The organism is Xanthomonas sp. F10 (genome assembly GCF_014206815.1).
Taxonomy (GTDB): domain Bacteria; phylum Pseudomonadota; class Gammaproteobacteria; order Xanthomonadales; family Xanthomonadaceae; genus Xanthomonas_A; species Xanthomonas_A indica.
In genome coordinates, this window is sequence record NZ_JACHNP010000001.1 from 1497072 (window position 1) to 1517198 (window position 20127).

Here is a 20127-nt window from a genome sequence, read left to right on the forward strand (position 1 = left end):
CGCGGCCATGATCACAGCAACGCGTCCAGGCCGTGCAGGGCCGCGGCCACGGTCTGCCGGCGCACCGCATCGCGGTCGCCCGGGAAATGGAACAACTGCGCGCTGGCGTAGCCGCCGCGGCGCTTCCAGCCCAGCCACACGCTGCCGACCGGCTTGTCGGCCGAACCGCCACCGGGGCCGGCGATGCCGGTGACCGCCACCGCGACGCTGGCGCCGGAATTGACCAGCGCCCCGGACACCATCTCGATCACCGTCTCGCGGCTGACCGCGCCGTGATGCTCCAGCGTCTGCGGACGCACGCCCAGCAGCGCCTGCTTGGCCTCGTAGCTGTAGGCGACGATGCCGCAGTCGAACCACGCCGAGGACCCGGCGACGTCGGTCATCACCTTGGCGATCCAGCCGCCGCTGCAGCTTTCGGCGGTGACCAGGCGCTCGCGCGCGGTGCGCAAGCGGTCGCTGAGCGCGGTGGCCTGTTGCAACAACTCCGAATCGGTGGGAAGCGTCATGGCACAGCTCGGGAAACCAGTGCGCTTTGTAGCCCAATTCGCCGTGGCTGTCGCGCCTGTGCGCGCCGGCGGACGGCTGGGCGTCAGCCGACGCGGCGCAGGTGTAGCTGCCACGCCGGCCGTCACTCGCTCGATCGCGGCGGCCCGACGCACCGTGCACCGCTAGCGCTGCTGCCACTCCTCCTGCTCGCGCGGCGGCAGCAGCGCGCGGATCGGCGCGCCGTCGGCCGCGGCGGCCAGGCGCTCGGCCTCGGTGATCGGGATGTCCACCTGCAGCAGCCAACCGTCCTCGTCGGCCAGCTCGCTGCGGATCACCTGCAACTGGTGCAGTTGCGAGCGCAGGCGTCCGGCGCTGGGCGGCAGGCGCAGGCTGCCCTGCACGTGGCGCAGGCCCAGGCGCTGGCCGAGCACGTGCTGCAGCAGGTCCAGGCCGCGGCCGTCGCGTGCGGAGATCCACACCCGCTCGCGCCGCGCCGTGTCCGGCACGCCGTCCTGCGCATCGTGGCGCACCTCGGCGCCGTCGATACGGTCGATCTTGTTGAACACCAGCAACTGCGGCAGTTCGCCGGCGCCGACCGCGTGCAGCACCTCGTCGACCTGGGCGATGCGCTCCTCGCGCAACGGGTCGGCGGCATCGACCAGGTGCAGCAGCAGATCGGCCTCGCGGGCCTCGGACAATGTCGAGCGGAACGCCGCGACCAGTTCGTGCGGCAGGTTGCGCACGAAGCCGACGGTGTCGGCCAGCATCGCGTTGCCGCCAGGCAATGCGATGCGCCGCACGGTCGGGTCCAGGGTCGCGAACAACTGGTCGGCAGCGTAGGCCTCGGCGCCGGTCAGGGCGTTGAACAGCGTGGACTTGCCGGCGTTGGTATAGCCCACCACCGCGATCCGCGGCAGTTCGCTGCGCACCCGCGCACGGCGCATCTGGGTGTGCTGCACCTCGACCTTCTCCAGCCGCTTCTGCAACTGCTCCACCCGCTTCTGCAGCAGGCGGCGGTCGGTCTCCAGCTGGGTTTCGCCGGGCCCGCGCAGGCCGATCGAACCGCCGCGCTGGCGCTCCAGGTGGGTCCAGCCGCGCACCAGCCGCGTGGCCATGTGCCGCAACTGGGCCAGCTCGACCTGCAGCTTGCCTTCGTGGCTGCGCGCGCGCTGGGCGAAGATGTCCAGGATCAGCCCGGTGCGGTCGATCACCCGCCGCTCCAGGTACTTTTCCAGATTGCGCTCCTGCCCGGGACTGAGCGCGTGGTTGACCAGGACCAGGTCGGCGCCGCTGGCGTCGGCGGCGGCCTTGACCTCCTCCAGCTTGCCGCTGCCGATCAGCGTCGCCGGACTCGGCTTGTCGATACGCGCGGTCACGGTGGCGGCGATGCTGGCGCCGGCCGAGCGCGCCAGGTCGGCGAACTCTTCCAGCACATCGTCTTCCAACGGACCGCCCGCGTAGGGCTGGATCAGCAGTGCGTGTTCGCCGCGGCGGGACCGATCAAACACCCGCGGCTCCGCTCTTTACCACCGAACTACTCGACTTCGTCATCACCCGCACTGCCACCTTCGTTCTGCTGCACATAACCGCCGCCCGGTCCCACGCGCACGTTGCGCGCCGGCACCACGGTGGAAATGGCGTGTTTGTAGACCATCTGGCTGACGGTATTGCGCAGCAGGACCACGAACTGATCGAACGACTCGATCGTGCCCTGCAGCTTGATGCCGTTGACCAGATACACCGAGACAGGCACCCGTTCGCGACGCAACGCGTTGAGGAAAGGATCCTGCAAGGATTGCCCCTTGGACATGCTTCACTCCCAAATTATTGTTTTTATTATCCGGGACGGCACTGCAGCTCCCCTGCCGTGGTCCGGAACGTCGATGTTACACAACCGCGGGCGCCAGCACAGCGCGACCGGCCGCCGGATCAGCCGAGGAAGGCGTCCACGGCCGCCCGCAGGCGCCCGGCGTCACACGCCGGGTCGAACCAGCGTGCGTCCTGCTCGCCGCGCAGCCAGGTGAACTGGCGCTTGGCCAGTTGCCGGGTGGCGGCGATGGCGCGGGCACGGAAGTCCGCCGCGTCGCCGACACCGTCCAGGTATTCCCAGGCCTGGCGATACCCGACCGCGCGCACCGCCGGCAGCGCCAGCGGCTGCGCGACCGCCTGCATCCCGGGCAGCGCGCGCAGGGCGCGCACTTCCTCCAGGAAGCCCTGCTCCAGCATCGCGTCGAAGCGGGCTTCGATGCGCCCGTGCAGCACCGCGCGCTCGGCCGGCGCCAGCACCAGCTTCAGCACCCGCAGCGGCAACCGCGGCGGCCCCGGATCCGCCTGCCAGGCGCTGATCGGCCGCCCGCTGAGCCGGTGCACCTCCAGCGCACGCTGGATGCGCTGGGCGTCGCCGGGGCGGATGCGCTGCGCGGCCAGCGGATCGACCCGCTGCAGCTCCGCGTGCAGCGCCGCCCAGCCTTCGGCCTGCGCACGCGCGGCCAGCGCCGCACGCAGCTGCGGGTCGGCCGCCGGCATCGGCGCCAGCCCCTCCAGCAGCGCCTGGAAGTACAGGCCGGTGCCGCCGGCCAGGATCGGCAGGCGGCCGCGGGCGACGATCGCCTCCAGCGCGGCGCGCGCGTCGGCGGCAAACTCGGCCGCCGAATAGGGCTGCCAGGGATCGCGCAGGTCCAGCAGATGGTGCGGCACCCGCGCGCGCTCGGCCGCATCGGGCTTGGCCGCGCCGATGTCCAGGCCGCGGTAGACCAGCGCCGAATCGACGCTGACGATCTCGCCGCCGTAGCGTTCGGCCAGGGCGATCGCCGCGGCGGTCTTGCCCGAGGCGGTCGGGCCCATCAGCGCGATCGCGCGCGGGCGCCGGTCGGCCGCCATCAGTCCTCGTCCGGCCAGCGGATCGCCGCTGCGGCGGACGAGCCGGTGGCGCGTGGCAACGGCACCGCCTGCAGCGCCTGCCAGACCTTCAGCGCGTCGACGGTGGCGGCGACGTCGTGCACACGCAGCAGCGTGGCACCGCGTTGCGCGGCCAGCAGGTGCGCGGCGACCGAGCCGGCCACCCGCTGCTCCGGCGCCTCGCGCCCGGTCAGCTCGCCGATGCTGCGCTTGCGCGACAGCCCGGCCAGCACCGGCACGCCCAACTCGACCAGCCGCGCCAACTGCGCCAGCAACTGCAGGTTGTCGGCGGTGCTCTTGCCGAAGCCGAAGCCCGGATCGACCAGGATGCGCCGCTTGTCGATCCCGGCCATCTCCGCGGCGAAGATGCGCTCGGCCAGGAACCGGTGCACCTCGCCGACCACGTCGTCGTAGCCGGGCGCGCTGCCGGCGGCGTAGGCATCGGCGGGCATGTGCATCAGCACCACCGGCACCCCCAGTTCCGCGGCGGCATCCAGCGCGCCGGGCTGGCGTAGGGCCTGCACGTCGTTGATCATGCCGGCGCCGGCGGCGACCGCGGCGCGCATCACCTCCGGCTTGAAGGTGTCCACGCTCAGCGGCAGCGCGGTCTGCGCGGCCAGCCGCTCGATCACCGGGATCACCCGCCGCAGTTCCTCTTCCACCGGCACCGGGGTCGCGCCTGGGCGGGTCGACTCGCCGCCGATGTCCAGCAGGTCGGCGCCCTCCGCGGCCAGGCGCAGGCCATGCGCCACCGCCGCGTCCACGCTGGCGTGCGCGCCGCCGTCGGAAAACGAGTCCGGGGTGACGTTGACGATGCCCATCACCCGCGGGCGATCGAGCAACAGCCGGTGGGCGCCGCACTGCAGGCTGGGCGAGGTGTCGAACATCGGCAGATCTCCTGAAGGATGGCCGCCGCCTGCGGCGAGCACGGCGCCGGCGCTGGCCGCAACGTGGGTTCGCGGCTGCGGCGCGCGCCGCGCATGGCAGCGGGTCGTGAATCAAGCCGCCATTGTCGCGCACCCTCGAGCGGACGACGAGCCGGCGGCATCGGCAGCGGCCAGCGACAAAAAAGCCAGGGATCGCTCCCTGGCTTTTCGGTACTTGCAGGTTCGCCGCGCTTAGACCTGTTCGGCGGGCCCGGCGATCGGCGGCAGTGGCCGCGAATTGCCCTTGTCGTTGCCGCCGTCCTTGCCGGACCTGTTCCAGCCCATCGGCGGCGGCGGGTCGCGGCCTTCCATGATCGCGTCGATCTGCGGCGCGTCGATGGTTTCGTACTGCAGCAGCAACTGCGACATGGTGTGCAGCTTGTCCAGATTCTCGGTGAGGATCTGGGTGGTCTTGGCATACGCCTTGTCGAGGATCGACCGCACCACTTCGTCGATGCGCCGCGCGGTGTCGTCGGAGACGCTCTTGTGCTGGGTCACCGAACGGCCCAGGAACACCTCGTCGTCCTCCTCGCCGTAGGCGATCGGGCCGAGCTCGTCGGACAGGCCCCACTTGGTGACCATGTTGCGCGCCATCTTGGTCGCCCGCTCGATGTCGTTGGACGCGCCGGTGGTGACCTTGTCGGTGCCGAAGATCAGTTCCTCGGCGACGCGGCCGCCATACAGCGAGCACAGTTGCGATTCGATCGCCACGCGGTTCATCGAGTACTTGTCGCCCTCGGGCAGGTACATGGTCACGCCCAGCGCGCGGCCGCGCGGGATGATCGTGACCTTGTAAACCGGGTCGTGCTCGGGCACCAGGCGGCCGACGATGGCGTGGCCGGCCTCGTGATAGGCGGTCAGCGTCTTCTCGTCCTCGCTCATCGCCATCGAGCGGCGCTCGGCGCCCATCAGGATCTTGTCGCGGGCGCGATCGAAGTGATCCATGCGCACTTCCTTGACCGACTCGCGCGCGGCGAACAGGGCCGCCTCGTTGCACAGGTTGGCCAGGTCGGCGCCGGAGAAACCCGGAGTACCGCGGGCGATCACCATCGGCTCGATGTCGTCGGCCAGCGGCAGCTTGCGCATGTGCACCTTGAGGATCTGCTCGCGACCGCGCACGTCCGGCAGGCCGACCACGACCTGGCGGTCGAAACGGCCCGGGCGCAGCAGCGCCGGATCCAGCACGTCCGGACGGTTGGTCGCGGCGATCACGATCACGCCCTCGCCGCCCTCGAAGCCGTCCATCTCCACCAGCAACTGGTTGAGGGTCTGTTCGCGCTCGTCGTGACCGCCGCCCAGGCCGGCGCCGCGGTGACGGCCCACCGCATCGATTTCGTCGATGAAGATGATGCACGGCGCGTGCTTCTTGGCCTGCTCGAACATGTCGCGCACGCGGCTGGCACCGACGCCCACGAACATTTCCACGAAGTCCGAACCGGAGATGCTGAAGAACGGCACCTTGGCCTCGCCGGCGATGGCCTTGGCCAGCAGGGTCTTGCCGGTACCCGGCGGGCCGACCATCAACACGCCGCGCGGAATCTTGCCGCCGAGCTTGGTGAACTTGGTCGGGTCGCGCAGGAAATCGACGAGTTCGCCGACCTCTTCCTTGGCCTCGTCGCAGCCGGCGACATCGGCGAAGGTGATCTTGATCTGGTCCTCACCCTGCAGCTTGGCCCGCGACTTGCCGAAGGACATCGCGCCCTTGGCGCCGCCGCCACCGCCCTGCATCTGGCGCATGATGAACAGCCAGAAGCCGATGATCAGGATGACCGGCAGGAAGTTCAGCACCAGCGACCAGAAGCTCGGGCCGTTGTCCGGCTTCTGCCGGGTGATGTCCACGTTCTTGCTGTACAGCACGTCGATCAGCTTGTCGTCGCTCGGGCCATAGACCATGCCCTCGCTGTTGTCGGCGCGCTTGAAGCGGATCGCGTTGACCGAAAGGTTGGTGGCGTCGGTGAAATCGACCGACTTCACCCGCCCGGCATCCACGTCCTTCAGGAACTGGGAGTAGGTCACGTTGTCGACGCCCGCGCCGCCGGCGAGACGCGGCGAGAAGCTATTGAACACCACCATCAGCACGACGGCGACGACTACCCACAACAGCAGATTCTTGGTCAAGTCGTTCATCCTCATTGGCTCCGGTGTCCCTTCAACTCTGTCTCGATGCGTGGCATTGCGGGTTCAGCCTTGCGTTCAGCTTACTTGATCTGGGCGCGCTTGCCCTGTCCGAGGGCGTAGACCTCCGGCGAGCGCTTGCGCGACGCGGCCGGCTTGCGGATGGTCACCTTTTCATAGCGGCGGCGCATGTCGCGAATGTAGTCGTCGAACCCCACGCCCTGGAACAGCTTGATCAGGAACGCGCCATTCGGCTTCAGGTGGCTGTCGGCGAATGCCATCGCCAATTCCGCCAGATGCATCATCCGCGGCTGGTCGACCGCATCCATTCCGCTCTTATTGGGGGCCATATCCGACAGCACAAGGTCCACCGGGGTATCACCCAGCATGGCCTCGAATTGCGATAGCACCGCCTCCTCCCTGAAGTCACCGTGAAGGAACTCCACGCCGGCCAGCGGCGGCATCTCCAGGATGTCCAGGGCCAGGACCCGGCCGCGGTCGCCCATCGATTTGCGCACCTGCTGCGACCAGCCGCCCGGGGCGGCGCCGAGATCGACCACCACCATGTCCGGCTTCAGCAGCCTGTCGCGCTGCAGCAACTCCTCCAGCTTGTAGGCCGCGCGCGAGCGCATGCCTTCGGCCTGGGCCTTCTTCACGAAGGGATCGGCGAAATGTTCGCGGAGCCAGCGTTGGCTGCTTTTGCTGCGGGTGGCCATGGACGCACGGTCGGGAGGGGCGGCCATGATACCCTGATCGCCCTTGCCAACCCTGCTCCCACCTGCATGTCGATCAGCCTGACATCGGCCCAGAACCGCTTCCTGCGCGGCCTGGCCCACGACCTCAAACCCCTGCTGCAGATCGGCGGCAAGGGCGTCACCCCGGCCTTCCTGGCCGAACTGGACGAGGTGCTGGAGCGCCACGAACTGGTCAAGGTGAAGGTCGGCGGCGACGACCGCGAGGCCCGCGACGCCGCCATCGGCAGCCTGGTGGAACAGTCGCACAGCGTGCTGGTGCAGCGGATCGGCCATACCGCGATCCTGTATCGCCCGGCCAAGGAAGACCGGCAGATCGTGCTGCCGCGCGCCTGAGCGCGCCTTCGGTGACCCCATGCAACTGACCCAGGACCTGCCCGACTACGCCTACGCCCTGCGCATGGCCGACGGCCGCCAGGCCAAGGTGAACGACCGGCTGCTGACCCGCAGCTTCATCCTCGCCCCGGACACCCTGGTCGAGGACTGGCAGGCGCCGCTGGCCGGCGACCTGCAGCCGCAACATCTGCAGCCGCTGCTCGCACTCAACCCTGCCCTGGTGATCCTCGGCACCGGCGAACGCCAGGTGTTTCCCGCTGCGGCGGTGATGGCGCTGTTCCTGACCCGCGGCATCGGCATCGAAGTGATGAGCAACGCGGCCGCGGCGCGCACCTACAACGTGCTGGCCGCCGAAGGCCGGCGCGTGGCGGTGGGGTTCCTGCTCGAAGGCTGAGCCCAGCGTCTCTGCGGACCGTTGCACGCCCTCCACAGACATTCACTCCCGTGGGAGCGGCTTCAGCCGCGACCTGTGACGTTCGCTAGAACCCCGGTCGCGGCTGAAGCCGCTCCTACGAAAGCCGGAGATGAAGACCGGCTACACGCTGCGCCAGGGCGGCAGCCCATTGGTCGCGCCGGCGTTACTCCCGCGGCAGATAAAGCAGCGGGTCGACCGGCTTGCCGTTGTAGCGGGTGAGCCGGCGGCGCTTGCAGCCCACCTTGCAGCCCACTGGGCCGCGCCGTTGGCGAACGCCCGGCGCGCTGCGCCGGGCCGGGGATCCGTCCGCTTGAGGATGCGACCGGTTACTTCGGCGGAAGATACAGCAGCGGGTCGACCGGCTTGCCGTTGTAGCGGATCTCGAAGTGCAGCATGTCGCGCGCCGCGCCGCTGTGGCCCATCTCGGCGATCTGCTGGCCGGCCTTGACGTTCTGGCCTTCGTTGACCAGGCGCTTGCGGTTGTGGCCGTAGGCCGACAGCCACTGTTCGTTGTGCTTGACGATGATCAGTTCGCCATAGCCCACCAGGCCGGCGCCGGAATACACCACCACGCCATCGGCGGCGGCCCGCACCGCTTCGCCGTTGCTGCCGGCGATGTCCACGCCCTGCTTGGTGGTTTCGCCGCTGACGAAGCGGCTGACCACCACGCCATCGGCCGGCCAGCGCCAGGAGAACCCGCTGCTGACCGGTGTCGGCGCCGCGGCGACCGGCGGCCGCGCCGCCGCTGCCGTGCCGGCAGCCGGCGGTACTACCGCGGTGCCGCTGCCGGGCCGCGCGGCACCCGCGCCGCCGGGCGGATACAGCCGCAGCGATTGCCCCGGGTAGATCGTGTACGGCGGCTGCAGGCCGTTCCAGCCCGCCAGGTCCTGCGGGGTGATGTTGTTGGCACGGGCGATCGCATACAGCGTGTCGCCGCGGCGCACGGTGGCGCTGACCCCGGGCTTGGGCACGGACACCCGCGGCGCCGAGGCGGCGCTGCCGCGTACGGGCGCACCGCCGGGGGTGCGGACCACCGTGGCGCTGCTGCAGGCGCCGAGCGCCACCGCCACCAGCACACCCAGGCCGCAACGCAGGCCGTTCCGCACCACCCGATCGACGCTCATCCGAACTTGGCTCTCCATATGACCCACACCACCAGCAGCGCCAGGATCGCCGAGGCGACCCAGCCGAGCGGCTCGATCCAGCGGCGCAACGCGGCTTCCGCGCGCGGCCCGCCGAGGCGAATCGCTCCGGCCACCAGGTACACGCGCTTGCCGCGCCCGACCAGCATGCTCGCCAGGAACGGTAGCAGCGGCACCCCGACGATGCCTGAGGCCCAGGTGAATATCTTCAGCGGGATCGGCGTGAACCCGGCCAGCACCAACAGCCAGAACGCGCGCCACGGCGACTCGGCGATGACCTGGCGCAGGTGGCTGACCTGCGCGTCGATCTTCTGCGTCCAGCCCAGCCATTCGATCAGCGGCTGCACCGCGGCGAAGGCGAAATGCCCGAGCAGGTAGCCGATCATCGCGCCGGCCAGCGAGCCGAGCAGGCTCAGCGTGGCGAACCACAGCGCGCGCCGCGGCTGCGCCAGCGACATCGGCGCCAGCATCACCTCCGGCGGCACCGGGAACACGATGGCCTCGGCAAAACTGAGCCCGGTCAGCAGCGCCGGCGCGCGGCGGTGCCGCGACCAACTGATGGCGCGTTCGTACAACGGCCCAAAAATCTTCATCCAGTGCGGCTCCGGGAGGTCAATCCAGCATGCCCGACAGCAACGGGACGAAGGTCACCGGCGCCAGGACGTCTTGTTCGATCTGGCCGTCGGCAGCGCGGCGCAGGCGGATCAGCGATTGCGCGGACGGGCCGCCGACCGGCGCCACCAGGCACCCGCCCGGCGCCAGTTGCTCGATCAGGGCATCGACCAGCGCCGGCGCCGCGGCGGTGACCACGATCGCATCGAAGGGACCGTGCTCGGGCCAGCCGATGCGGCCGTCGTCGTGCTTGCTGCGCACGTTCATGCCGAGCTGGCGGAAGCGCTTGCGCGCCTGCCGCAGCAGGTCGCCGATGCGCTCGACGGTGTGCACCTCCAGGCCCAGTGCGGCCAGGATCGCCGCCTGGTAGCCGGAGCCGGTGCCGACTTCCAGCACCTTCTTCGGCGCCGCTTCCAGCACCGTCTCGGTCATGCGCGCCACCACCCACGGTTGCGAGATGGTCTGGCCGTGGCCGATCGGCAGCGCGGTGTCCTCGTAGGCGCGCGAGGCCAGTGCCTCGTCGATGAACAGGTGCCGCGGCACGGTGCGTACCGCGTTGAGCACGCTCTCGTCGCGGATGCCGGCTTCGCGCAGGCGCTCGACCAGGCGGTCGCGCACGCGCTGCGAGGTCATGCCGATGCCGATCGCTTCCGGCTGCAGGCGCAACCGCGGGGTCATGCCGGGCGGTCCAGCGCGGCGGTCAGGCCGCCGACCCAGCTGGCGACCTTTTCCAGCGCCTGGTAGCGGGTCAGGTCGACCTGGATCGGGGTGATCGAGATGAAGCCGGTGCGCACCGCGTGGAAGTCGGTGCCGGGGCCGGCGTCCTGTTCGCGCCCGGCCGGGCCGATCCAGTACACGGTGCCGCCGCGCGGGTCGGTCTGCGGCAGGCAGGGTTCGGAGCGGTGGCGGTTGCCGAGCCGGGTGACCTCGAAGCCCTTGATCTCCTGCCACGGCAGGTCGGGCACGTTGACGTTGAGGATGGTGTCGGCCGGCAGCGGATCGGCCTTGAGCCGCGCCACGATCTCCACCGCCGCGCGCGCGGCGGTCTGGAAATGCTTGGGTTCGTGGTTGTGGGTGACCAGCGACACCGCTACTGCAGGCAGGCCGAGGAAGCGGCCTTCCATCGCCGCCGAAACGGTGCCGGAATAGATCACGTCATCGCCGAGGTTGGCGGAATTGTTGATGCCGGAGACCACGATGTCCGGGTCGAACTCCAGCATGCCGGTGAGCGCCAGATGCACGCAGTCGGTCGGCGTGCCGGCGACGCTGCAGGTGTAATGGTCGATGCGCTTGAGCCGGATCGGCAGATCCAGGGTCAGCGAATTGCTGGCGCCGGACCGGTCGCGGTCGGGTGCGACCACCGTCACTTCGTGGCCGGCGCCGCGCAACTGCTCGGCCAGCATGCGAATGCCGGGGGCGTCGACGCCGTCGTCGTTGCTCACTAATACGCGCATGGTGCTCCTCGAAAACCGGTGCATGATACCGGATGCGTCCGGCCAGGTCGCTGACGGCGCGCCGACGATCGCGATGGCGGCCTTTGCGCGGGACGCTGCACGGGCAACACGGCACTGCTTCTACGCTGGGCACCGAAAACGCCGCGCCCCGCGGCGAAGGCACTGCCGGCGCTACCGCACTCACCTCAAACCGCGCAGCACGCTCTAAGCTGTGCGCATGGCGCATTCCGACGACGAAGACCCCGCCGCGCTGTTCCGCGCGGCCATCGGCAAGGTGGCCCCGCTCAATGCGACGCCGCCGGCCAATGCCAAGCCACGCCCCAAGCCGCGCGCACGCATGGCCGAACGCGACGAGGCAGAGGCGCAGGGCGAGTTCCAGCAATTGCTGCGACAGAGCGCGCCACTGGAAGCTGGCGATGTCGCCAGCTACCGCCGCGAGCATTTGCCGGCGCGGGTGTTCCAGCGCCTGCGCAAGGGCCAGTTCTCGGCCCAGGACGAACTGGACCTGCACGGCGCCACCGCCGCGCAGGCCGAGGCGCTGCTGCGGCAGTTCCTGGCCGAAGCGCACGCGCACGAGTTCGGCTGCGTGCGGATCGTGCACGGCAAGGGCCTGCAATCCGGCGGCGCGCCCCTGCTGAAGAACCTGGTGGACCGCCTGCTGCGCCAGCGCAACGACGTGCTGGCCTTCCATTCGGCGCCGACCGCGCAGGGCGGCACCGGCGCGATGCTGGTGCTGCTGGCGCGGCGCTGAGCGGGGCCGCCGTTACGACGACGCAACAGGCGTGGCGTCGGATTCCCGATCGGCATCGGCGACGTCGCCGAGTTCGTGCAGCAGCGCGGTGGCGTAGCTGCCCGGCGGCAGAGCGAACCGCAGTTCCAGCGCATCGCCCTGCCCGTCCAACCAGCGCCACTGCAGGTCCGCCACGCGCAGGCGGGTCGCCCGCCGCTCCTGCTTCAGTCCCTCGCGCTCCAGGCCGTCGCGCAGGCGCAGCGCCACCGCCTCGTCCAGCGCCGCCAGCTCCAGCGCACGCGCCGCCTCGGCGCTGCGCAGTTCACCGGCACCCCACAGCGGCGCGGACGGATGGATGTCGAACCGCTGCAGGCGCTCGGCCAGCGCCTCCGACCACGGCTCCGGACCGAACACGCTGCGGCTGCCGTCGAGCATCCAGACTTCGCCGTCCAGCGCACTGTCCCAGTTGCCGGCGGCCACGCGTGCGGCCAGCACCCGGTTGAACAGCTCCGAACGGGCGGCCGACAGCAGCAGCGAGCGCTGCTCGCGGCGCACCCGGCGGCCGCCGAACATCGACAGCGCGGCACCGACGTTGCCGCCATCGCGGCCGAAGCGCTGCTCACCGAACCAGTTGGGAATCCCGCGCGCGGCGATCTGCGCCAGCCGCGCCTCGATCGCCGTGCGCTCACCGCGCACCTCGCGCAGCACCAGCACGAAGCCGTTGCCGGCCAGCGCGCCGCGCGGCAGCTTGCGGTTGTGCCAGTGCGACTCCAGCACCTGCAGGTCCGCGTCCTGCAGGCTGTCCAGGGGCGGCGCCACGCGCTTGGGCAGATGCACCGAAAAGCGTTGGGTGGTCACCGCATGGCGGTCCTTCATGCCGGCATAGCCGATCGCCAGCTCCGCCACGCCGGCCCACTGCGCCAGGCGGCGCGCGGCGAAGGCGGTGTTCATGCCGCGCTTGCGCACCGTCAGCAACAGATGCTCGCCCTCGCCGCTGGGCGCGAACGCGGGCAGCTCGTCGACCTGGAAATCCTCGGCGCTGCTGCGCATGCGCGCCTGCAGCGGCGCGGCACCGAACGCGCGCGGCAGCTCGCTCACAGTGCCACCAGCAAGGCCACCGCCTGCGCGGCGATGCCTTCGCCGCGGCCGGTGAAGCCCAGCTTTTCGCTGGTGGTGGCCTTGACGCTGATGCAGTCCAGTTCGACCTGCAGCAGCGACGCCAGGCGTTCGCGCATCGCCTGCGCGTGCGGGCCGACCTTGGGCCGTTCGCAGATCACGGTGACATCGGCATTGCCCAGGCGCCAGCCGCGCGCATGCAGCAGGCCCACGCAGTGATCGAGGAACTGCGCGCTGTCGGCGCCCTTCCAGCGCGGATCCGATGGCGGGAAATGCTGGCCGATGTCGCCCAGCGCCAACGCGCCGAGCAAGGCGTCGCACAGCGCGTGGATCACCACGTCGCCATCGCTGTGGGCAAGCACGCCGCGCTCGTGCGCCACGCGCACGCCGCCGAGCATGATGTGGTCGCCCTCGCCGAAGGCGTGGACGTCATAGCCCTGACCGATGCGGAAAGAAAGAGGAGCAGAGGTACCGTGTGACATGGGAATCCTGTTCGTGAGAAGCGTCGACGCCACCTGGCGGTCAGACGCCGGGGTGCAACGTGCGCATGTAGACCGGCAGGGCCGCGGACGCCGGCATCGCGTCGTCGTCCACGTCCGCTGCCCCCCACTGCGGATTGAACCAGTCGGTCTGGACGATGCGCGCAACGAGCGCCGGCAACGACGTCTGCTGGATCGGCACGCCAAACGGCAGGCGGCCGTGCGCCGCCGACACCAGGCTGAAGCGCAACTGCCGCGCCTGCCCGTCGTGCCAGCAATAGAAGATCATCGAAGGCGCACCCTGGGCGCGCAGCGTGGCCTGCCGATCGTCGGCGACCGCCTCCACACACCGCACCACGCTCGCGACGTCGACGCCCGCGGCCTGATCCTCGCGCGGCGAGAACGCCCACAGGTTGGCCTGGGCCTCGTGCTGGATGGCGTCGCCATCGACCACGATCGCAGCGGCCGCGGCCTGCTGCAGCCAGGCGTGCGCCACCGAGTCCTCGAACCGCATCAGCCGCTCTGCCGCTGGAACAGTTCGAACTCGAAGCGCGCCAGGTCGGCCGGCGTGGTGACCTTGAAATTGTCTTCGGCACCCTCGACCAGCAGCGGCCGCAGCCCCAGCAACTCCATCGCCATGGCGTCGTCGGTGACCTCCACGCCGGCCGCGGCGGCCTGCTCCAGCGCGCGGCTGAGCTGCATGCGCCGGAACAACTGTGGGGTCAGCGCGCGCCACAGGCGCTCGCGCGGCTCGGTGCCGTCGATGCCGCCGTCGTCGCCGGCGCGCTTGAGCGTGTCGCGCACCGGCGCGGCCAGGATCGCGCCGACCGGATCGCCGCGCCCCGCTTCCAGCAGCCGGTCCAGATCGGCCAGCGCCAGGTTCGGGCGCGCCGCATCGTGCACCAGCACGAAATCGTCCACCTTCACCGACTCGGGCAAGGCGTGCAGCGCGGCCAGCACCGAGCCGGCGCGGCTGCCGGCGCCCAGGCAGGTCAGCACCGGCTTGCCGGCCAGTTCGGTCCAGCCCGGCCACTGCGCATCGTTCACGCCCAGCGCGACCATCGCCCCAGCCACCGCCGGATGCGCCAGCAGCGCTTCCAGCGCATGCGCCAGCAATGGGCGCCCGCCCGCCTGCAGATACTGCTTGGGGGTGGCGCCGCCGAAACGGGTGCCGCGGCCGGCCGCCGGGACCACGGCCCAGACCGTGGCCATCAGGGTTGCTCGCCCGGCGCTGGCGTGACAGGCGCAGGCTGCGCAGCCGCGGCCGTGCCGGCCGGGGTCGACACCGGCGCATTCTCGACCACGCGGTAGAACTTTTCGCCCGGCTTGATCATGCCCAGTTCGCTCCGCGCGCGCTCCTCGATCGCCGCCTCGCCGTCCTTGAGATCCTTGACCTCGGCGGCGAGCGCGGCGTTGCGTTGCTGCAGTCCTTCGTTGTCGCGCTTCTGGTGCTCGACCTGGCTTTCGAGCACCAGCACCTCGCCGGAATTCCCCGGACCGAGCCAGAAGCGGTACTGCAGCCACGCCAGCAATCCCGCCAGCACCAGCAGCAGCCAGCGCCAGTTGCGCACGGCTTATCGCTTGAGCGAGACGAAGGCGCCGCGCCCGGCATAGCGCGCGGCGCTGCCCAGCGCTTCTTCGATGCGCAGCAGCTGGTTGTACTTGGCCACGCGATCGCTGCGGCACAGCGAACCGGTCTTGATCTGGGTGGCGGTGGTGGCCACGGCGATGTCGGCGATGGTGGTGTCCTCGGTCTCGCCGGAACGGTGCGACACGATGGCCGCGTAGCCGGCCTTGTCGGCCATGGCGATGGCTTCCAGGGTCTCGGTCAGGGTGCCGATCTGGTTGACCTTGATCAGGATCGCGTTGGCGGTGCCGGACTCGATGCCCTGCTTGAAGATCTTCGGGTTGGTCACGAACAGGTCGTCGCCGACCAGTTGCACCTTGCTGCCGATGCGGTCGGTGAGCAGCTTCCAGCCGGCCCAGTCGTCCTCGGCCAGGCCGTCCTCGATGCTGACAATCGGGTACTGCGCGGCCCAATCGGCGAGGAAGTCGACGAACTGCTCGCTGGTCAGGCGCTTGCCCTCGCCCACCAGGTGGTACTTGCCGTTGTCGTAGAACTCGCTGGAGGCCACGTCCAGGCCCAGCAGCACGTCTTCGCCGGCGGTGTAGCCGGCCTTGCCGATCGCTTCCAGGATCGTGTCCAGCGCTTCCACGTTGCTGCGGAAATCCGGCGCGAAGCCGCCTTCGTCGCCGACCGCGGTGGACAGGCCGTGGCCCTTAAGCACCGACTTCAGCGCGTGGAAGATCTCGGTGCCGGCGCGCAGCGCCTCGGAGAACGAGGCGGCGCCGACCGGCAGCACCATGAATTCCTGGAAATCGACGTTGTTGTCGGCATGCGCGCCGCCGTTGATGATGTTCATCATCGGCACCGGCAGCGCCAGGTTGGCGGTGTTGCCACCGGACAGCGACTGCCACAGCGGCTGCTTGCGCGAGGCGGCAATGGCATGCGCGTTGGCCAGCGAGACGCCGAGCAGCGCATTGGCGCCGAGGCGGCCCTTGTTCTCGGTGCCGTCCAGGTCGATCAGGCGGCGATCCAGGCCCTGCTGGTCGGCGGCGTCGAAGCCCTTCAGCGCGCTGGCGATGGTGGTGTTGACGTTCTCCACCGCCTTGCGCACGCCCTTGCCCAGGTAGCGGGTCTTGTCGCCGTCGCGCAGCTCGACCGCTTCCTTGGTGCCGGTGGACGCGCCCGAGGGCACCGCGGCACGACCGAACGAACCGTCCTCCAGGATGACATCGGCTTCCAGCGTGGGATTGCCGCGGCTGTCGAGGATTTCACGGGCGTGGATGCTGCGGATCGTACTCATGGGCGGGCCGGTTACCTGTAGGAAGAGGGGGCGGAAACGAATGCCGGCTGATTATCCCCGGCTGCCCGTTCCTTGCCAAATGCCGCCTCAACCAAGGCGCACCGCGCCGAGCGGGATCGCGCCGAGGAACAGCAGGATCAGGACCAGCATCGCCAGCAGCAGGCCGGCGCCGACGCCGGCCAGGACGCGGCCACGCCGCAGGACCAAGCCCAGCGCGGCGGCGATCAGCGTGCCCAGCGCGGCGACCGCCAGCACCAGCAGGCCGCCCACGATCCAGGGCTGCATGGCCAGGATGCCGTGGTCGCCGTCGCCGGGCGGACCCATCGCCCGGATAAAGGCGAACAGCACCACGCCCAACGCCGCCCAGGCCAGCAGCGACAGCAGCAGCGCGCACAGACCCCACGAGAAACGGACCCGGGTGCGTGCGCTCATCGCCCGCGTCCCACAGCCCCAGGCAAGGACCCGGCAGGACGCGTCCCGCCAGCGTGGGACGGACGCCGCGGCGGCAGCCACGGCCTCACGCGAAGCGCGAGAACCCGTGCTTCTTGGTGACCGCGTCCAGTTCCATCAGCGTTTCCAGCAACGCTTCCATCTGGTCCAGCGGCCAGGCGTTGGGGCCGTCGGACAGCGCCTTGGACGGATCCGGGTGGGTCTCGGCGAACACGCCGGCCACGCCCACGGCGACCGCCGCGCGCGCGAGGACCGGCACGAACTCGCGCTGGCCACCGGAACTGCCGCCCTGCCCGCCCGGCAACTGCACCGAATGGGTGGCGTCGAACACCACCGGGCAGCCGGTCTCGCGCATCACGCTCAGCGAGCGCATGTCGCTGACCAGGTTGTTGTAGCCGAAGCTGGCGCCGCGCTCGCAGACCATGATCTGCTCGTTGCCGGTGGACTTGGCCTTGTCCACCACCGGCTTCATGTCCCACGGCGACAGGAACTGGCCCTTCTTGATGTTGACCGGCTTCCCGGCGGCGCACACGTTCTTGATGAAATCGGTCTGCCGCACCAGGAATGCCGGGGTCTGCAGCACGTCCACCACCGCCGCCACTTCGTGCATGGGCGTGTACTCGTGCACGTCGGTCAGCACCGGCACGCCGATCTGCGTCTTCACCGCCTCCAGCACCTTCAAGCCTTCTTCCAGGCCGGGGCCGCGGAAGCTGGTGCCGGAAGTGCGGTTGGCCTTGTCGAAGCTGGACTTGAAGATGAAGTTGATGCCCAGCCGGCCGGTGATCTCCTTGAGCCTGCCGGCGACGTCGAGCTGCAGCTGCATCGACTCGATCACGCACGGGCCGGCGATGAGGAACAGCGGCTGGTCCAGGCCGACCTCGAATCCACAGAGCTTCATGTCTTCAATTCCTATGTTTGAGCAAATGCACCATGCCGCCAAGCAGCAGAAGCGGCGTGCCAGTGAGAAAAAGTACGGACGCGGCGCGACGGGCGGCGACCACGGTCACGACGATGTAATAGCCGTCGCCGAGTCGGGGCCGCGCCAACACACCGCCCAACGGCACATACCGCACCAGCACTGCGAGCCAGAACGCCGCCGCGGCCAGCGCCACCAGCAACAGCCCTAGCACGAGCAAGCGCTCGCAGCCAGCGCTGAGCCACGTTGTCGGCGCGGGCATTACGCCCGCGCTTCCTTCAGCAGCTTGCCGCCGGCCTTCTTCTCGCGCGCAGCGCGGACGAAGCCGATGAACAGCGGGTGGCCGTCGCGCGGCGTGGACAGGAATTCCGGGTGCGCCTGGCAAGCCAGGAACCACGGGTGCGTCTCGCGCGGCAGTTCCACCATCTCCACCAGCGTGTCGTCCATCGACTTGGCGGAAATCACCAGGCCGGCGTCCTCCAACTGGGTGCGGTAGCGATTGTTGAACTCGTAGCGGTGGCGATGGCGCTCGGCCACCACGTCCTTGCCGTACAGCTCGCGCGCCAGCGTGCCCGGCTTGAGCCGCTGCTCCTGCAGGCCCAGGCGCATGGTGCCGCCGAGATCGGACTTCTCGTCACGCTTCTCGACATCGCCGCTGGCGGTGCGCCACTCGGTGATCAGGCCGATCACCGGATACGGCGACTGCCGGTCGTTCTCGGTGCTGTTGGCCGCATCCAGGCCGGCGACATGCCGCGCATAGTCGACCACCGCGGCCTGCATGCCGTAGCAGATGCCGAAGTACGGCACGCCGTGCTGGCGCGCATAGCGCGAAGTCAGCACCTTGCCTTCGAAGCCGCGGTCGCCGAAGCCGCCAGGCACCAGGATGCCGTCCACGTCGGCCAGCGCCGCCATGTCGCTGCCTTCCAGGTCCTGCGCTTCCAGCCACTTCAGGTTGACCTTGGTGCGCTGGCGCAGGCCGCCGTGCTTGAGCGCCTCGCCGACCGACTTGTAGGCGTCCTGATGGTCCACGTACTTGCCGACCACGGCGATGGTGACCTCGTCGAGCGGGTGCTTGATCGCGTCGACCACCGCCTCCCATTCCGACAGGTTGGCCGCGCCGACCTTGTCGCGCAGCTTGAACTGCTCGATGACGATCTCGTCCAGGCCCTGCCGGTGCAGCTCCAGCGGCATGCCGTAGAGCACGTCGATGTCGGCGGCGCTGATCACCGCGCGCTCGGAGACGTTGGTGAACAGCGCGATCTTGCGCCGCTCCGAATCCGGGATCGCCTGTTCCGAGCGGCACAGCAGCACGTCCGGCTGGATGCCGATCGAGCGCAGTTCCTTGACCGAATGCTGGGTCGGCTTGGTCTTCAGTTCGCCGGCGGCGGCGATGTACGGCACCAGGGTCAGGTGCATGAACATGGCCTTCTCGGCGCCGCGTTCGGTGCGCACCTGGCGGATCGCTTCCAGGAACGGCAGCGACTCGATATCGCCGACGGTGCCGCCGATCTCGACCAGCGCCACGTCGTAGCCGGCGGTGGCTTCATCCACGCAGCGGCGGATCTCGTCGGTGATGTGCGGAATCACCTGCACGGTGGCGCCGAGGTAGTCGCCGCGGCGCTCCTTGCGGATCACGTTCTCGTAGATGCGCCCGGTGGTGACCGAATTCTTGCGCGACAGCCGCGTGCGCACGAAGCGCTCGTAGTGGCCCAGGTCCAGGTCGGTCTCGGCGCCGTCGTCGGTGACGTACACCTCGCCATGCTGGAACGGGCTCATCGTGCCCGGGTCGACGTTGATGTAGGGGTCCAGCTTCATCATCGTGACCGACAGGCCACGTGCTTCGAGAATGGACGCAAGCGAAGCGGCCGCGATGCCCTTGCCAAGCGAGGACACTACGCCGCCGGTAACGAAGATCAGGGGGGTCATGGCTCAAAGGCCTCCCGGAAAGCCATAGTTTAACGGGTGAAGCGGATTTGCCCAAGCGCTTTCGCGAACAGCCGCCCCACAAAAAAGCGACGCCCCGGGCGACCGGGGCGTCGTGTGCAGGAAACCGTGCGCAGGCTCAGGGCTTGCGCGCTTCCTCTTCCTCTTCCTTCTTCGGCGCGGCCGCATCCTTGCCGGCCTTGTGCTCGGCAGCGGCGGCGGCGCGGCGCTTGGCCTTGGCGTCGGCCTCGGCCTTTTCCTTGGCGACCTGCGCCTCGTAGGCGGCGGCACCGGAGGCGGCCGGATCGGCGCTCTGCGCCTGGGCCATCGCGACCGGCACGGCCACCGCGGCGGCGACCAGGGCGGCCAGGGTCAACAGCTTGCGAACGTTCATGGCAGACTCCTTTGGGACGTGCGACGAAGATGTGGGCGACGTCGCGGTTTTTCCAGGGCCAGCGTAGCGCAGAGCCCCCGCACCCGCCCTGAACACCGGCGACGTGCAAAAAACCG

At 69.8% G+C, this 20127-nt stretch carries 25 protein-coding genes; 3 read left to right on the forward strand and 22 right to left on the reverse strand.

What is annotated here, in order from left to right; genetic code table 11:
- Nucleotides 1-11 precede the first annotated feature (11 nt).
- The 7 genes from FHR56_RS06585 to rlmE all read right to left on the reverse strand — a co-directional run bounded on the left by FHR56_RS06585 (nucleotide 12) and on the right by rlmE (nucleotide 7141).
- Complete coding sequence (locus FHR56_RS06585) at nucleotides 12-506, reverse strand: CinA family protein (protein ID WP_160946565.1); 495 nt, start codon at nucleotides 504-506, stop codon at nucleotides 12-14.
- 162 nt (nucleotides 507-668) lie between these two features.
- Nucleotides 669-1994, reverse strand: coding sequence for a ribosome rescue GTPase HflX (gene hflX / locus FHR56_RS06590; protein WP_160946564.1), 1326 nt, complete (start codon nucleotides 1992-1994; stop codon nucleotides 669-671).
- A gap of 26 nt (nucleotides 1995-2020) precedes the next feature.
- On the reverse strand, nucleotides 2021-2296 hold the full coding sequence (gene hfq / locus FHR56_RS06595) for an RNA chaperone Hfq (protein WP_010341316.1): 276 nt from the start codon (nucleotides 2294-2296) through the stop codon (nucleotides 2021-2023).
- A 119-nt stretch (nucleotides 2297-2415) separates the two neighbouring features.
- A complete protein-coding gene (gene miaA / locus FHR56_RS06600; protein ID WP_160946563.1) occupies nucleotides 2416-3366 on the reverse strand; it encodes a tRNA (adenosine(37)-N6)-dimethylallyltransferase MiaA in 951 nt (316 codons plus the stop codon).
- Nucleotides 3366-4271 carry a dihydropteroate synthase gene (gene folP / locus FHR56_RS06605; RefSeq protein WP_160946562.1) on the reverse strand — a complete coding sequence of 302 codons (906 nt, stop codon included), beginning with the start codon at nucleotides 4269-4271 and terminating at the stop codon, nucleotides 3366-3368. The genes miaA and folP overlap by 1 nt, the downstream gene beginning before the upstream one ends.
- 231 nt (nucleotides 4272-4502) lie before the next feature.
- Entirely contained in the window at nucleotides 4503-6437 is a 1935-nt protein-coding gene (ftsH, locus tag FHR56_RS06610; protein ID WP_160946561.1) for an ATP-dependent zinc metalloprotease FtsH, read from the reverse strand.
- A gap of 71 nt (nucleotides 6438-6508) precedes the next feature.
- Nucleotides 6509-7141, reverse strand: coding sequence for a 23S rRNA (uridine(2552)-2'-O)-methyltransferase RlmE (rlmE, locus tag FHR56_RS06615; protein ID WP_019796327.1), 633 nt, complete (start codon nucleotides 7139-7141; stop codon nucleotides 6509-6511).
- Between the two features lie 66 nt (nucleotides 7142-7207).
- Here rlmE and yhbY point away from each other — a divergent pair, with 66 nt between their 5' ends.
- Both yhbY and FHR56_RS06625 read left to right on the forward strand, forming a co-directional pair.
- Nucleotides 7208-7513: a ribosome assembly RNA-binding protein YhbY gene (gene yhbY, locus FHR56_RS06620; RefSeq protein WP_160946560.1), complete on the forward strand. Its 306-nt coding sequence runs from the start codon at nucleotides 7208-7210 to the stop codon at nucleotides 7511-7513.
- Nucleotides 7514-7532: 19 nt separating this feature from the next.
- Entirely contained in the window at nucleotides 7533-7907 is a 375-nt protein-coding gene (locus FHR56_RS06625; RefSeq protein ID WP_019796326.1) for an Mth938-like domain-containing protein, read from the forward strand.
- Between the two features lie 347 nt (nucleotides 7908-8254).
- On the opposite strand, the gene FHR56_RS06630 is transcribed toward FHR56_RS06625, so the two are convergent.
- The 4 genes from FHR56_RS06630 to surE are packed head-to-tail and all read right to left on the reverse strand — an operon-like array spanning nucleotide 8255 to nucleotide 11136.
- On the reverse strand, nucleotides 8255-9052 hold the full coding sequence (locus tag FHR56_RS06630; protein ID WP_160946559.1) for a peptidoglycan DD-metalloendopeptidase family protein: 798 nt from the start codon (nucleotides 9050-9052) through the stop codon (nucleotides 8255-8257).
- Entirely contained in the window at nucleotides 9049-9663 is a 615-nt protein-coding gene (locus tag FHR56_RS06635; RefSeq protein WP_160946558.1) for a YqaA family protein, read from the reverse strand. The genes FHR56_RS06630 and FHR56_RS06635 overlap by 4 nt, the downstream gene beginning before the upstream one ends.
- A 19-nt stretch (nucleotides 9664-9682) precedes the next feature.
- On the reverse strand, nucleotides 9683-10360 hold the full coding sequence (locus FHR56_RS06640; RefSeq protein WP_026143980.1) for a protein-L-isoaspartate(D-aspartate) O-methyltransferase: 678 nt from the start codon (nucleotides 10358-10360) through the stop codon (nucleotides 9683-9685).
- Nucleotides 10357-11136, reverse strand: a complete 780-nt coding sequence (gene surE / locus FHR56_RS06645) for a 5'/3'-nucleotidase SurE (RefSeq protein WP_160946557.1) — start codon at nucleotides 11134-11136, stop codon at nucleotides 10357-10359. Before surE ends, FHR56_RS06640 begins: the two co-directional genes overlap by 4 nt.
- A gap of 217 nt (nucleotides 11137-11353) precedes the next feature.
- On the opposite strand from surE, the gene FHR56_RS06650 reads away from it, so the two are divergent.
- The gene (locus tag FHR56_RS06650; protein WP_160946556.1) at nucleotides 11354-11887 is read left to right on the forward strand and encodes a Smr/MutS family protein; all 534 of its coding nucleotides are present in this window, start codon (nucleotides 11354-11356) and stop codon (nucleotides 11885-11887) included.
- A 12-nt stretch (nucleotides 11888-11899) separates the two neighbouring features.
- Here the strand turns inward: FHR56_RS06650 and truD are convergent, their stop codons facing one another.
- The 11 genes from truD to FHR56_RS06705 form a co-directional block, all read right to left on the reverse strand.
- Complete coding sequence (gene truD / locus FHR56_RS06655; protein ID WP_160946555.1) at nucleotides 11900-12964, reverse strand: tRNA pseudouridine(13) synthase TruD; 1065 nt, start codon at nucleotides 12962-12964, stop codon at nucleotides 11900-11902.
- Nucleotides 12961-13464 carry a 2-C-methyl-D-erythritol 2,4-cyclodiphosphate synthase gene (ispF, locus tag FHR56_RS06660; RefSeq protein WP_160946554.1) on the reverse strand — a complete coding sequence of 168 codons (504 nt, stop codon included), beginning with the start codon at nucleotides 13462-13464 and terminating at the stop codon, nucleotides 12961-12963. The genes truD and ispF overlap by 4 nt, the downstream gene beginning before the upstream one ends.
- 40 nt (nucleotides 13465-13504) lie before the next feature.
- Nucleotides 13505-13975: a hypothetical protein gene (locus tag FHR56_RS06665; protein ID WP_184502442.1), complete on the reverse strand. Its 471-nt coding sequence runs from the start codon at nucleotides 13973-13975 to the stop codon at nucleotides 13505-13507.
- Nucleotides 13975-14676 (reverse strand): 2-C-methyl-D-erythritol 4-phosphate cytidylyltransferase, encoded by a 702-nt coding sequence (gene ispD, locus FHR56_RS06670; protein ID WP_184502599.1) that lies wholly within the window; start codon nucleotides 14674-14676, stop codon nucleotides 13975-13977. Before ispD ends, FHR56_RS06665 begins: the two co-directional genes overlap by 1 nt.
- Nucleotides 14673-15032, reverse strand: a complete 360-nt coding sequence (gene ftsB / locus FHR56_RS06675) for a cell division protein FtsB (RefSeq protein ID WP_160946552.1) — start codon at nucleotides 15030-15032, stop codon at nucleotides 14673-14675. The genes ispD and ftsB overlap by 4 nt, the downstream gene beginning before the upstream one ends.
- 3 nt (nucleotides 15033-15035) lie before the next feature.
- On the reverse strand, nucleotides 15036-16328 hold the full coding sequence (eno, locus tag FHR56_RS06680) for a phosphopyruvate hydratase (protein WP_160946551.1): 1293 nt from the start codon (nucleotides 16326-16328) through the stop codon (nucleotides 15036-15038).
- 87 nt (nucleotides 16329-16415) lie between these two features.
- On the reverse strand, nucleotides 16416-16760 hold the full coding sequence (locus FHR56_RS06685) for a hypothetical protein (protein WP_237473110.1): 345 nt from the start codon (nucleotides 16758-16760) through the stop codon (nucleotides 16416-16418).
- An 85-nt stretch (nucleotides 16761-16845) separates the two neighbouring features.
- Complete coding sequence (kdsA, locus tag FHR56_RS06690) at nucleotides 16846-17676, reverse strand: 3-deoxy-8-phosphooctulonate synthase (RefSeq protein ID WP_160946550.1); 831 nt, start codon at nucleotides 17674-17676, stop codon at nucleotides 16846-16848.
- 4 nt (nucleotides 17677-17680) lie between these two features.
- Complete coding sequence (locus FHR56_RS06695) at nucleotides 17681-17956, reverse strand: hypothetical protein (RefSeq protein WP_160946549.1); 276 nt, start codon at nucleotides 17954-17956, stop codon at nucleotides 17681-17683.
- A complete protein-coding gene (locus FHR56_RS06700) occupies nucleotides 17956-19620 on the reverse strand; it encodes a CTP synthase (protein WP_160946548.1) in 1665 nt (554 codons plus the stop codon). The genes FHR56_RS06695 and FHR56_RS06700 overlap by 1 nt, the downstream gene beginning before the upstream one ends.
- Nucleotides 19621-19756: 136 nt before the next feature.
- Complete coding sequence (locus FHR56_RS06705; protein ID WP_010343426.1) at nucleotides 19757-20011, reverse strand: hypothetical protein; 255 nt, start codon at nucleotides 20009-20011, stop codon at nucleotides 19757-19759.
- Nucleotides 20012-20127: the final 116 nt, after the last annotated feature.

What these genes read in the sequence shown, in the direction of transcription:
- FHR56_RS06635 (WP_160946558.1), bottom strand. Translation starts at nt 9,663, where the DNA reads ATGAAGATTTTTGGGCCGTTGTACGAACGCGCCATCAGTTGGTCGCGG.
- FHR56_RS06685 (WP_237473110.1), bottom strand. Translation starts at nt 16,760, where the DNA reads ATGAGCGCACGCACCCGGGTCCGTTTCTCGTGGGGTCTGTGCGCGCTG.
- rlmE (WP_019796327.1), bottom strand. Translation starts at nt 7,141, where the DNA reads ATGGCCACCCGCAGCAAAAGCAGCCAACGCTGGCTCCGCGAACATTTC.
- FHR56_RS06585 (WP_160946565.1), bottom strand. Translation starts at nt 506, where the DNA reads ATGACGCTTCCCACCGATTCGGAGTTGTTGCAACAGGCCACCGCGCTC.
- FHR56_RS06625 (WP_019796326.1), top strand. Translation starts at nt 7,533, where the DNA reads ATGCAACTGACCCAGGACCTGCCCGACTACGCCTACGCCCTGCGCATG.
- hfq (WP_010341316.1), bottom strand. Translation starts at nt 2,296, where the DNA reads ATGTCCAAGGGGCAATCCTTGCAGGATCCTTTCCTCAACGCGTTGCGT.
- surE (WP_160946557.1), bottom strand. Translation starts at nt 11,136, where the DNA reads ATGCGCGTATTAGTGAGCAACGACGACGGCGTCGACGCCCCCGGCATT.
- folP (WP_160946562.1), bottom strand. Translation starts at nt 4,271, where the DNA reads ATGTTCGACACCTCGCCCAGCCTGCAGTGCGGCGCCCACCGGCTGTTG.
- FHR56_RS06705 (WP_010343426.1), bottom strand. Translation starts at nt 20,011, where the DNA reads ATGAACGTTCGCAAGCTGTTGACCCTGGCCGCCCTGGTCGCCGCCGCG.
- eno (WP_160946551.1), bottom strand. Translation starts at nt 16,328, where the DNA reads ATGAGTACGATCCGCAGCATCCACGCCCGTGAAATCCTCGACAGCCGC.
- FHR56_RS06665 (WP_184502442.1), bottom strand. Translation starts at nt 13,975, where the DNA reads ATGCGGTTCGAGGACTCGGTGGCGCACGCCTGGCTGCAGCAGGCCGCG.
- ispF (WP_160946554.1), bottom strand. Translation starts at nt 13,464, where the DNA reads ATGTCACACGGTACCTCTGCTCCTCTTTCTTTCCGCATCGGTCAGGGC.
- FHR56_RS06630 (WP_160946559.1), bottom strand. Translation starts at nt 9,052, where the DNA reads ATGAGCGTCGATCGGGTGGTGCGGAACGGCCTGCGTTGCGGCCTGGGT.
- FHR56_RS06640 (WP_026143980.1), bottom strand. Translation starts at nt 10,360, where the DNA reads ATGACCCCGCGGTTGCGCCTGCAGCCGGAAGCGATCGGCATCGGCATG.
- miaA (WP_160946563.1), bottom strand. Translation starts at nt 3,366, where the DNA reads ATGGCGGCCGACCGGCGCCCGCGCGCGATCGCGCTGATGGGCCCGACC.
- kdsA (WP_160946550.1), bottom strand. Translation starts at nt 17,676, where the DNA reads ATGAAGCTCTGTGGATTCGAGGTCGGCCTGGACCAGCCGCTGTTCCTC.
- yhbY (WP_160946560.1), top strand. Translation starts at nt 7,208, where the DNA reads ATGTCGATCAGCCTGACATCGGCCCAGAACCGCTTCCTGCGCGGCCTG.
- FHR56_RS06650 (WP_160946556.1), top strand. Translation starts at nt 11,354, where the DNA reads ATGGCGCATTCCGACGACGAAGACCCCGCCGCGCTGTTCCGCGCGGCC.
- FHR56_RS06695 (WP_160946549.1), bottom strand. Translation starts at nt 17,956, where the DNA reads ATGCCCGCGCCGACAACGTGGCTCAGCGCTGGCTGCGAGCGCTTGCTC.
- ftsH (WP_160946561.1), bottom strand. Translation starts at nt 6,437, where the DNA reads ATGAACGACTTGACCAAGAATCTGCTGTTGTGGGTAGTCGTCGCCGTC.
- FHR56_RS06700 (WP_160946548.1), bottom strand. Translation starts at nt 19,620, where the DNA reads ATGACCCCCCTGATCTTCGTTACCGGCGGCGTAGTGTCCTCGCTTGGC.